The 12,941-nt window shown below is 52.0% G+C and carries 4 protein-coding genes; 2 read left to right on the top strand and 2 right to left on the bottom strand.

The window, feature by feature from the left end:
- On the top strand, positions 1–3,613 hold a 3,613-nt coding region (locus HQL52_18170), incomplete at its 5' end, for an RHS repeat protein (GenBank protein MBF0371372.1).
- 188 nt (positions 3,614–3,801) lie between these two features.
- Complete coding sequence (locus tag HQL52_18165; GenBank protein ID MBF0371371.1) at positions 3,802–6,687, top strand: tandem-95 repeat protein; 2,886 nt, start codon at positions 3,802–3,804, stop codon at positions 6,685–6,687.
- A 421-nt stretch (positions 6,688–7,108) separates the two neighbouring features.
- Here the strand turns inward: HQL52_18165 and HQL52_18160 are convergent, their stop codons facing one another.
- Positions 7,109–10,231: a DUF1566 domain-containing protein gene (locus HQL52_18160; protein ID MBF0371370.1), complete on the bottom strand. Its 3,123-nt coding sequence runs from the start codon at positions 10,229–10,231 to the stop codon at positions 7,109–7,111.
- A gap of 469 nt (positions 10,232–10,700) precedes the next feature.
- Entirely contained in the window at positions 10,701–12,842 is a 2,142-nt protein-coding gene (locus HQL52_18155; GenBank protein ID MBF0371369.1) for a hypothetical protein, read from the bottom strand.
- Positions 12,843–12,941 lie beyond the last annotated feature (99 nt).

Below are 12,941 nucleotides of genomic sequence, written 5' to 3'. Positions count from 1 at the left end.
ACCAGGATCAGCTGATACCCACTATTATACCACCGATGAAGAGGATAAAGACTCAAAGATCATCGATGGTTACCAGTACGAAGGCATACAGGGGTGGGTTTATGCGGACTCTGGATCTCCTGGAACCATCCCCTTTCATCGCTTGAAGCAAGCCAAAACCGGGGATGACTACCACTATGTCATGGTCTCCCGGCAGACCGAATATGATGCGGTTTTGGCCAAAACCGAGTGGGGGTTTTCGGACGATGGCATCGCCGGATATATTTTCCCCGCCGGATCCAAGACCCCTGACGCCCCCCGTAAACTCCAAGGGAACCACCAGGGGGTGGATTTGGGCACCCTGGCCTATCGCTTTGCACACCCCACCCCCAGCCTCTCCCTGCGTGGCGCCGGACCACAACTGGCGTTCCAACACCACTATAACTCCTTTGACGCCCATCAGGGTCTCATGGGACTGGGATGGAGCCACAATTTTGATATTTTTCTCCAGGAGACCAGTGACAAGGCGTTCCTGGCGGTACATTGGGGGGATGGCAGCGAAACCCTGTTCCAGAAGGATGATGCCACCGGAAAATATGCTGAATTTCCGGAACCCCAAACCTACGCCCAGGTGGAGGTCGTGAGTAGCGGCAATACCGGATATGACATCACCACCAAGGACCGCATCACCTACTCCTTCAGAAATTTCAGTGAAAAACTGCCCTATCTCTATCCAACATGGATAACGGACAGGTTTGACAACCAGATCACCCTCGAATGGTTTGCAGTCACTTTCGGCGTCGGAGAAAATATCGCCGGCTATGGCAGGCTCGATTCAGTCACCGGCGCTGCCGGTCGGCGGTTTGAATTTGATTATATGGACTGCCCCTTGGAAAAATATCCCTTGGTGCAACTGAGTCGTGTGACGGAGAGCGCTCTTGGAAGAAGTGTTCTTTTTGGATATGACGATCAGTGCCGCCTGGCCACTTTCCAGGATGCCGGGCAACAGACAACCACTTACAGCTACAACGATCAAAACCTGCTGTCGAACATGCTCTTCCCAAGGCAAAACAGCCGCACCATCACCTATGAGAGCGAGGGTACGGTCAAAAACATCCAGGAGGATGGCAAAACCCTGGCCACCTTCTCCCTGACCAACGGCTTCACCCATCTCACCACGCCAACAGCTGATTTGTGGAAATTTCAGCACGATGACAACCAGCTGAAGCAAACCATCCATCCCAGTTCAGCCAGCAGCGATATCGACTATCTGATTGCCGATCATCCCCAAAAACCCAGCCAGATCACCGATACCGATGGGAACGGCTACACGATCGATTATGACGACAATGGCAATGTCCAAAAAATAACGGCACGAGACCAGGGTGGGACGTTGCTTTCCGAAACCAGCTACACCCACGACGCCTACAACAACCTGCGCTCCGTCACCGATGGCCTGCAACACACCTGGCAATCCCATTATGACGATCCCACCAACGGCCTCAAACTTATGCGTACCGAAGACCCGCTGGGCCAAACGGTGAATTATACCTATTTTGACAACGGTCAAATCAAAACCACCACCGACGGGAAAAACAGAACCACCCATTTTACCTATGACACCTACGCAAACCTGGCCACCATTCAAGATCACAAGGGTAACACCACCACCTTTACCAACGATGCGGCCGGACGCACGACGGATATCCGCAACGCCAAACACACCCATGCCGCCACGCCCACTTTTCATTATACCTATGATAACAACGACAATCTGACATCGGCGACCCATTGGACCAATCCAGCCACTGTTTATGATTTCAATGAAAACAACCTGCTGGAATCGATCACCGATGCCAAAAATCGCACCACCACCTTTGTGTATCAGACCGGTCGGGATCTGCTCGAAAAAGAGATATCCCCTCTTTCCACCATTCAATATGGTTATTACGACAACGGCGGCCTGAAAACCATCACCAAGCCGGATGGCCAGTCGATTACCCTGACCTATGATGCAGAAAATCGGCTGGAGACCATTGCCTATCCCACCCCCGGCACGGTCACCCTCAGCTATGACGATCATGGCAACCTGACCCGAATAGCGGACTGGAACGGCGACTCCAACGCGGACAATTTCAGCTACGACGATCTCAACCGGATCACAGGCTATACCGACACCTTCGGGCAGAGCGTGGGCTATGGCTACGATGGGGCGGGACGGTCAGCCACCATCACCTATCCAGACGCTTCCAGCACCAACTCGCCGCGAACCGTCACTTATGGCTACTACGACAACAACCGGCTCCACACCGTCACCGACTGGCTGAACGACGGCAAAAAAAGCACCTTTCACTACGACGATTCCGGCCAGGTCGACACCATCGAAAGTGCCTGCGGGACGACCTCGACTTTCGGCTATGACGAAGCAGGGCGCTTGGACTCGATCACCCACAACCGCTCCGACAACACCCTCATCGCTTCATACAGCTTTGTATTGGATGTTTTGGGCAACCATGAGTCAGTCACCGGAACCGACCTGCTCCCCCTCCCATCCCCCACTGCCGGCAGCATGATCTATAGCCACGATGACGAAAACAGGCTGACCCAGGCGGGAAGTGTGGAGTATGAAAACGACCTCAACGGCAACCGTGAGGGGAGCAGTGACGGCAACAGCTACGCCTTCAACAGCGCAGACTGGCTTGACTCCGCGACGACCGGTGGAGAGACCATCTCTTACACCTATGATGGCTTCGGCAACCGCATCGCCCGCACCATAGGGGGAACGACTACCCGCTATGTGCTGGATCTCAACGGCTCCATGAGTCGGGTGCTGGAAGAGACCGACACCAGCGGCCACGTCAGCCACTTTTATATCCATGGCCGAGGCGGTCTCCTCCACCGGATTTCAGCCAGCGGGCAACGCTACTGCTATCACTATGACAGTCGCGGCAGCACCGTGGCTGTGACCGACGGCAGCGGCAACATCGTTGAAAAATATGCCTACGACGAATTCGGCCAGGTCATTGCCATGGAACCCGCCGACGCCACCAATCCGTTCCGCTATGTGGGTCAATATGGGGTGATGGACGAAGACAACGGCCTGCTCTTCATGCGCGCCAGATATTACGACACCGAAACCGGACGCTTCCTGAGCAAGGATCCCCTGCGGGGTGAGATGGTGCAGCCGGGGACCCTGAATCGGTATGTGTATGCGTTGGGGAATCCAATGATGGGGATTGATCCTAAAGGTCAAAGCACAGAAAGTTGGTGGTATAAACACACTTCATGGGCCGACAATGAAAAATTAATCAATCGTGTGAAGATAGCTCATAACTTCTTCAAAACTGTCTCTTATCTACACCCTGCTTCTAGAGCTGTTGCTATAGCAGTTGATGCTGCTCCTGTCCTTGTTAGTGGAATAAAGGGGGAGTTAGATTCAAAAGATGCATTTATTCATGCTGCACTATTGGGTCTTTCATTAGCTGCTGATGCTGAAAAAATAAAGGAATCAGGTCGGTTTGCATCTTATTTCAATGATTCGCTTCAACCATTACTGAAAAGGGTGGATGGCTCTATTTTGATAGGAGAGTTTTCGATAGAACATTTTGAGCTGCTTGGAAACGAAATAAAGTAACATTGGATTTATGGGAGCGGCAGGCGATTACCTTATTGCCTTCGTTTCTGTTCCAATAAAACACTTTGCGTTTGTATAGTGAATGCAGAAATAGCATCAGTGGAGTGTTTTTTTAGAGGTGTAGGCAATTTCCTTGCAAACATGTTTGCACTGAGGGGGTTATGAAAAAAAAGCATTCGACATTAATCATGTCAATTGTTTCTGTGTTGTTTTGTTTTCATGCATCCGCAGAAACAGTAGACTTTAGCTATGACGACCTCAACCGCCTCATCCGAATTGAGCGTGAAAACGTCTCCATTACCGAATATGCCTACGACGAAGTAGGGAATCGATCCTCCAGGACCATCTCTCTGATCAACGAAGTCCCGGTGGCCAACGATGGCACGCTGAATACCAGCGAAAACAGTGCCGCCTCCGGAACCCTCCAAGCCAGCGATCCGGACGGGGACAGTCTCACCTATCGCATCGAAAACCAGGGTTCCTTGGGTTCGGCCTCCATTACCAATGCCTCCACCGGAGCCTATACCTATACCCCCAACGACCATGTCAGCGGCGAAGACTCTTTTACCTTTACGGTCAACGATGGCGCTTCAGATTCCAATTCAGCCACCATCACGGTCATCATTCTTCCCATTATCCATCCGCCCACCATCACCAATCCCGGCAATCAAAGCGTCGATGAAAATATATCCACCCCAGCCATTGCCTTCACCATTGGGGACCATGAAACACCCGCTGATGATCTGAATATCAGTGCCGTTTCCAGCAACGAAAGCCTGGTTTCAAATGCCAATATTGTCCTCGGTGGATCCGGAGCGGAGCGCACGGTGACCCTGACTCCGGAAGAGGATCAATCCGGAACAGCCACCATCACCCTCACTGTCAGCGATGAATTCGATACCACCAGCATAAGCTTCGTGCTCACCGTCAACCCGGTGAACGATCCGCCCACCCTTTCCGAAATCTCCTACCAGAGCATCGACGAAGATACAGCCACCAGCGCCATTGGCTTTACCATCGGGGATAGGGAATCCTCCGCCGACGATCTTTCAGTGCATGCTGTTTCAAGCGATTCCACCCTGATACCCGACGCCAACATCCAGCTTGGTGGATCCGGGGACAACCGCACCGTGACCATCACGCCAGCAGATGATCAATACGGAACCGCCACCATCACCCTCACTGTCAGCGATGAATTCGATACCACCAGCATAAGCTTCGTGCTCACCGTCAACCCGGTGAACGATCCGCCCACCCTCTCCGATATCACCGATCAGAGCACCGACAAAAACACCCCAACCAACGCCATTGCATTCACCATCGGAGATCTCGAATCCTCTGCCGACCTTCTCACCGTGAGTGCCACTTCCAGCGACACCACTCTGGTCACTGACGCCAACATTCAGCTCAATGGTTCGGGGGAAAACCGCACTGCGACCCTCACCCCCACAACCGATCAAAAAGGGTCAACCACCATCACCATCACGGTGGGGGATGGAGAGCTTGCCATCAGTGACAGCTTTATCCTGACCGTCATCGAAACTGGTGCCGATACCGATGGCGATGGCGTATTGGATGAAGAGGACAACTGCCCATCCGTAGCCAACCCGAATCAAGAGGATCTGGATGGAGATGCCGTTGGCAACACCTGCGACCTGGATGACGACAACGATGGCATGTCGGACTTGGATGAAATGGACTATGGACTGGACCCGGAAGATCCCGGCGATGCCGATTCAGATCTGGATGGCGATGGTGTATCCAATCTGGAGGAAATTTTGGCCGGCACCGATCCCACCGACCCGGCGGACACTCCGATTGCTTTGCCAGTGGCCGAAGCCGGGTTGAACATGACCTATGACGTGAACACCGAAGTGACACTCGATGGCAGTTGCTCTTCAGCACCCGATCCAACCCAGGAACTCACCTATCTGTGGAGCATCAACAGCCAGCCCATCGGTTCCGACATCACTCTCTCTTCCGACACCCTGGTTAACCCCACCTTCACTCCAACCGTAAGCGGCACTTACGAATTTGGTCTGACCGTCCACGATGGGGCTCAGTGGAGCGCCGGGGATAGCGTTACCATCACCATCGAAGAACTCAACTACCAGCCCGGTGAAGAAGGCCCCAAAACAGTCGTGGGACGTATCGTCCGCCTAGATAGCCAATGCGCAACCCCTCTCACCCATCCGGCTGAAACGGACATCGTGGTCACGGTTACCGATATCCACGGCGTTTCATCGACATTGACCGATGGTATTGATGAAAATGGCGTGCTGACCTATGACGATACAGAGGGACTCCTGACCATTGTCATCACCAACCTGAGTGATCTTTCAGAAGCATGGCAGATAGGGGATGGCTTGACGATTGATGTCATGGTTAACCCGACCGATACTGAAACATCCGAATACCTGAACCAAACCTACACCCTGGACAGTCAGTCCCTGCAATATTTTGGCAACTTGCAACTCACCCAAGGGAGCACCATTACCCATCAATATACGACCGGCTTCAACCTGGCACCTTATCCCTTCGAAAATAGCGTCATTACCACAGCAAGCAAATGGGATGCAGCCATTCGGGAGGCCAATGATGGTGTGATGGTCAAACAAATTTATAGCTGGGATTCTAGCAATCAGAGGTTTGATTACCCATATGTCAACGTAATGGTCGATGGTGAAGTGCTCCCCAATGGCCAGGAAATCGATCTCAAAGCTGGCAGTGCTTATTTCATCGATATGGATGGCGAAGCTTCTCTGCAACTTCAGGGGCAGGAATTCACCAGTGTGGATCTCGTTCAGGGGTTGAATTTGATCAGCATACCGCCCAGCAAGAAAGAGAGCATCACCTCATTGGCGGAATTCAGAGCCGAGGTCATGGACCATTCCGATGGATTATTCGTAGATATGATCCAAAGCTGGGACCCCATCAATCAGAGATATGACACCGCCTATCTCTACTTTGAGAAAGATGGGGTGGTGTATGAACTCAATCCAGAAATATTGATTGATACAGACGCAAAGGGATTTTTCATCAATGCTACAGATTCTGGGACCTACAGACCTTGAGCATCAGAATCATTTGAGTGGAGGTTTGCTGAATCCGAGAGAGTTTTTTTTGGAAATTCCAGAGACTATAGCCGTTCTATCTCAAAATTGGACACTCTTCCCTGACTCATCATCCCCGCGAAGACGGGGATCCAGGGAGCTGATGATTGCCCTCAAGGAAAAACCAAACTTTCAAGAAAGGCCGGTATCTTGCTGAAAGTGATGTCAGATTTGGAAAGGTTCGTGCCAGATATCCTGGATTCCCGCCTTCGCGGGAATGATGAAAAAAGGGCAACGGCAGATGTCCAATTCTTGATTCGAATTTCTATAAATTGCCCTGAGGGTCGATTTCGCTCTTTTCGGGAATGGGTCGTGGCTTTGGCGACGCCAGGCCAATCAGGAAAAGAGGTGGGGCTGGTTCATCTGAAGACAAAAACCAACCTCACAAACCATCCCGCACCGGCCAAGCGTAGTAGCTTTCGGTCATTTCAGCGTGTTCGGAGTGGCCTTCGTTAAAGTCCACCCCCCAAGCGCGTTCCGGATCAAATTCAAGAGGGGTGCTGGACCAATAGTTCTCCCCATCATTTTGCACCTCGACCCCCTCGAAGGGATGATCATCGGAGAGAGCTGGGAAAACTTCCCCAAAATCGATAAAGCTCAACAGCTCATTTCGGGAAGGCAAGCGCCAATCGGCATACTCCCCATCATATCCATCACAGGTTACGTAGCCGTAATTGAGGCCTGCCACTTGAGAGAGGGCTTTTTCCCAGGTACCAGCTTCCCAGCACTCCCCATTTTGCATCCAGACCAGAGAGGTCAGATTGTCGGTCACGGTGCCATCATCATGGACGGTAAAGCGTGGATCTGGCCAAGCCACCCCTGATTGCAAATCGCCGTCATCACCCTCTTGGAAGGAAACCCTGCGCCCGGTCTGTGCCACCAGAGCGGTGGTTTCGGGGGCTGATGTCGCCAACAGGGCCACATCGGAGCTATCACGAACCGGCCAAACAAACGCGGTGTAGTCCTCCGAAATAAGGGAGATGTAGCCCGTGGTCATTGAGATCGACCATGTATAGTCATTACGATTTGTATTGGGTCTGCCGACAGTGCTGGACCAGTAGGCGCCATACTGTACTTTCAAAAATGGATGCTCCTCCGGCAGAGCAGGGAAGGAGGCTCCCAGGTCCAAGAGGCTCTGCAGCTCCCGAATGGAGGGCAGGCGCCAATCGGAATAACGGCTGGTGTATTCTGCGCAACTCTCGGTCCCGGCATTCAACGCTTCCACCTGGGACAAACCTGAATTGACAAGCTCCCAGCAATTGGCATCCTGGAGCCAGACCAGGCCGGTCAGGTTGTCGGTAATCGTCCCATCAGCGTTGTCGGTAAAACGGGGGTCGGGCCAAGCCACCCCTGATTGCAGGTCGCCATCATCCCCGGAGTCGTAGGAGACGGTTTGACCGGTTTGGGGGACCAAAGCCAAGGTGGCTGTATCGCTCTGATCTGCATCCAGATCGAACATGTTGACCAGGAAAACCGCCATCTCCGCCCGGTTGATGTTTTGGCTGGGACAATAATGGCCATCGTCGCATTCACGCCCGGGCTCGATCGTGCCTGCCACCACCCCTTCCGTTTCCAATTGCTCAATATAGGGGGCGGCCCAATAGTCTGAAGAGATATCTCCAAACACCTCTCCGGTGGCATCCGGGGGTTGATAGTCCGAGCCATATTTGGTTCTCAGCAGAAAGATCGCCATCTCCGAGCGGGTGATCTCCCGGCTGGGGCAAAATGCGCTGTCACTGCACCCTTGGGTGATGCCGAGATCTGCCAAACGTTCCACATGATGGCCTGCCCAATAATCGGACGCCACATCAGTAAAAAGAGCCCCGCTGGCTGCTGCCGGGGAATAGTCACCGCCATATTTGGCACGCAGCAGAAAAATCGCCATTTCCGAGCGTTGCAGGGTGTTGTCCGGGCAATAGTTGTCGTCCCCACAACCGCTGGTGATGCTGGTATCCACCATGGTTTCAATTTCGTCCAATGCCCAGTGGAGGCAGGAAACATCGGTGAAAGTTTCCTTGGCGTCGCATCCCTCTACCAGGGCGTCGTCGGCATCGGTGGGATCGCTGCCGAATTGAGACTCTTCCAGGTTGGTGTCGCCATCGCCATCGGTGTCCAGTTCGGCGTCGCTGGGATCGTTGGGATCCAGGCCATAGGTCTCTTCATAGCTATCCAGCATGCCGTCATCGTCGTCGTCGATATCTTCATTATCCCCTGTACCATCCCCGTCGTTGTCGCCCCATTCGGAAGCATCGGTGGGGAAGAGATCGTTGGCATCCATCACGCCATCACCGTCGGCATCGATTGATTCACAGACGCTCTCTTGCAAGAGGATGTCATAGGAAGGAACGATGGTTTCTCCATCAGCAGCTTCCATTTGAATGTAGTAGCTGCCCGGGATGAGATAGTTGTCGCAATCAAAGGAAATCAGGGAAAAAAGCCCCTCCCCGCTATCGTCATCGCTGGCGACCTCCTCCAGATCTTCATCATAGAGGGTCATCAACGTATCCCCCCACTCTCCGGAAGTTTCGATGGTAACCGAAGAGGAGAGGGTCAGGGTGAAGGTGTACCAGTCTTGGTCATAATAAGGTTCGATGGAGTGGGTTTGGGATTCTCCAGAAGTAAGGGGGTTGGCTTCGTCCTGGGAATCGTCCGATTCATAATTATCACCGTCAACAAAGACCGAAAACGGCTCCCCATCAGCATCAATTACCTGAACTGGCGAGTACTGGTCGGTGGTAGTGCCGTCTCCCAATTGACCATAATCATTGGCACCCCAGGCCCGGACGGAGCCATCTTCGGATATGGCGACCGTGTGGTAACCCGCGGCTACGGCGGTCACATTACTCACGCCGTCAACCATTTGCGGAGTGGAGCTGTTTTCAGTCGAGCCGTCCCCAAGTTGGCCGTAACCATTGTACCCCCAAGTCCAAACGGTACCATCGGTTCTCACGGCAACGGAATGCTTGTATGAAGCCGCAACTGTTGCCACATCGGTGACATCCTGGACGTGTACAGGGGTGAGCCTGCTATCGGTGGTGCCGTCACCCAGTTGACCATAAAAGTTGCTCCCCCAAGCCCAAAGGCTTCCATCCTCTTGCAGCGCAAAGTTGTGATAGAGACCCGTAAAAATGTCCACCACGTCGGTCAGGCCCGCTATTTCCGCAGGTGTGGCGTTTTCCTCCGTATTGCCATTTCCCAGCTGGCCATTTTCATTGGCCCCCCAGGCCCAAACCGTTCCACCCTCGGTCAAGGCCAGGGTGTGGTCGCTGCCCGCAGATATTTTGGCCACCGGATCCGGAATGGATACCTGAACGGGATCATCCTCATTATCACTCGTGGCCAGTGAACCAAGCTGACTGGAGGAATTACTACCCCATGCCCAGACATTCCCGTCTGAAGTAAGTGCAGCATAATGATGCCAACCGGTTGAAATATCGACCACATCGGTCAGATTCGATATCCTCTCCAGATTTGCAAATTCCGAATTATAAACATCTGTATCCAATAACACGTTCCATACCGAACCATCACTGGTCAGAGCAAGATATTCGCCCGAATCCATCACCGACATTATACTGACGTTTGATAGACCTTCTACCAGAGTAGGGTTTCGGAAACTATTGAAACTTTGTCCAGTCCAGTCGGTAGCGCCCCAACGCCAGAGAGAGCCATCATTTTTCAGTGCTACGGTAGTCCCAATCACCCCATAATCATTTCCATCAGCACCATAAACGTCCACCATCACCTCTGCAGCGTTGACTGGAGAGGCGAAAAGGAAAGAAACCAAAAAAGAATATAAGAATATATTTTTCATGTCACCCCTGTCAAAAGCCTAAAACACCTATACCATACCAGGATATCAAAACATTACTCTTTCATGCAAGAGATCCTTCTCCAGAATCAAAAAAAGGGCTGTTCCGTAGAACAGCCCTTGAATTGACGGGATGTGTGTCAAAATTGTTCCGGTTTCGAGGTCATGTGGTTTCATCTTGGAAAGTGGTTACCTGGACCCACCAGGTTTTGGGAAGAAAACCTTGGGTATTGGGTGTACCATTTTGGACTCTGATGATCACATTCCCGGTGGACTGGACATAGCCAGTGGCAACACAGCCCTTGAGATCCGTTCCCGGACTGACGTGAACGATATCGCCAACCCGGGCGAGGGTTACCGAAATGGCGCTGGATTTGACACCCGCTCCAGCAACCAAACCTCCGGGACCACCAGGCTGGAATGAAGTAATTTTTCCCGACATGGTGTCGCCCGTATTGAGGCGATCCGTGAATGTTCCACCTGAAGAAAAATTGACCAGCCGTTTGGCAGTCGTTGGCCCAAGGCCATCGAAAGGCCCCCGCACATGGTTTTTGTGAACACGGGCGTTTTGTGCATCAGAGGTCAATGTGGCCAACCAAGGAGTTGCCGAGCCGCAGTTGAAAGTATTGTCCGTGATGATCACATTATCGTCTCCGATACTGATCAGTTCATTTTGCCCTGTTTTCAAAGTACCTTTCTTGATAACTGTGTTCCTCACGAACCGCGTCAAGGTCCCATGAAGCCTGATCTGCTCACCATCCTTCAAAAGGATGATGTTATCCATAATCTGGACGGTATTGACATTTGGTGTTGTGCTCGAATCAGGTTCGATCGACACTTGGTTGTTGATGGTATTCCCCTTGATATTCAGCGTATCGATCTGGTGGCCCGTACATTTCAAATAGGTTCCAATCGAGTTGTCGGTAATGCTGATATTGTTGAAGTCTGTCTCCATGGTATATAGTTTGCCGACAGACGGATTGGTAACTGTCTCGGAGGTATATACCAAATCAACCTGGGCCTGGATAACGTTGTTGGAGATCTTGATATTGGTCAGATCACCGGTGAGGACCAAAGCACCGGTTTCATCTCCAGGATCTGGATCGGCAACCCCACTCAAGTTGTTGTCACTGAAGAGAACATTGTAGGATGATTGGGTGGTGGAGACGGTTGGGTTGATGGAGGAAACTCTGGCGTTGGAACTGATACTCACTGCGGCCAATTTTCCATACGTTTCATCATCCACCTCTGATTTGATGGTGTTGCCAGTAATGGCAGAGTCCCGCAGGCCAATCAATGTCAAAGCCCCGCTACCTGATGCACCGGTCACCGCTGGTCGAACAAACATATTGTTTGAGATGACACAGTCCCGGAAATTTTCGACCTTGCAGCAAGCACCATCCGCATCCGTACTGTCCTTGATGAAGACTTGGTTTCCGGTTACAACTCCCCCATGGGAATCATAGCCCGAATCATCGGCAGGGGAATACAACAGAATTCCAATAGCGTAAATCGAACCTTTTTGAGCATGATCGATCACCCGGCAGTTGGTCACACGCGGGTTGGAGATGGTCTCGCTTTCAGCCTTGATGGAAAATCCATACTGCGTGTAACCTTTTGCCACACAATCATTGATGACGACATCGTTGCAATCTTCCATTCCAATGGCGATGCTGGAATTGCTGCTTGTTGGGGTCGCCTCCTCAAAAGTCAGCCCATGAAACTCACAACCATCCCCCTCGTCTACTCCGCTCTGGACATGAAAAGCATAGGGCACATATGAGGCCGCATCAGTCTTGATGGTGGCTCCGTATCCGAAAAACTTTTGTCCGGGTTTGGGAGTCAGTTTGGTTCCAATTTTGTAAGTTCCCGAGGGAAACAGGATGACGGCTCCGGGGTTGTCATCAATAGCCTTCTGGATAGCGGTGGCGTCATCGTGACTCCCATCCCCCATCGCGCCATAGGTCTTCACATTGACCGGATCATTCAGCACACCCATATACCAGTTGTCCACATTTCCGGCCGGAACAGTGGTTTTCAATTCCCGGTTGCAGGTGACAGAATCCTTGGTCCAGATAGTCGATCCCCCGGAAGTCTTTAAAACGATTTTCGCTGCACCATCATAATAGATAGGGGCCTCACCGTTTGCGTCCAGAACAATCGGCTGGGACCCATAGGATGCGATCTTCCACGGATCCTTGTAGACCGTTTTTGCAGTGGTCGTACCCACTTCATAGACATTGACCTGACCATTGGCGACCGTACTGTCACTGTTGTCCAGAGGGCGAAAAGAAGTGTGAAACATGAGCGTTCTCCTTAATTATAAAGTAACTATTCAGCTTCGTTAGACTGCATGAAGGAGGGCCGCTGACCTTCAAACAGCAATTGCAGGGCTTCGGAAGCG

It is taken from the genome of Magnetococcales bacterium (assembly GCA_015232395.1).
In the GTDB taxonomy this organism is placed as follows: Bacteria; Pseudomonadota; Magnetococcia; order Magnetococcales; family JADFZT01; genus JADFZT01.
The sequence above is the reverse complement of the archived record's forward strand: the minus strand, read 5'-3'. Positions and strand labels throughout refer to the sequence as shown.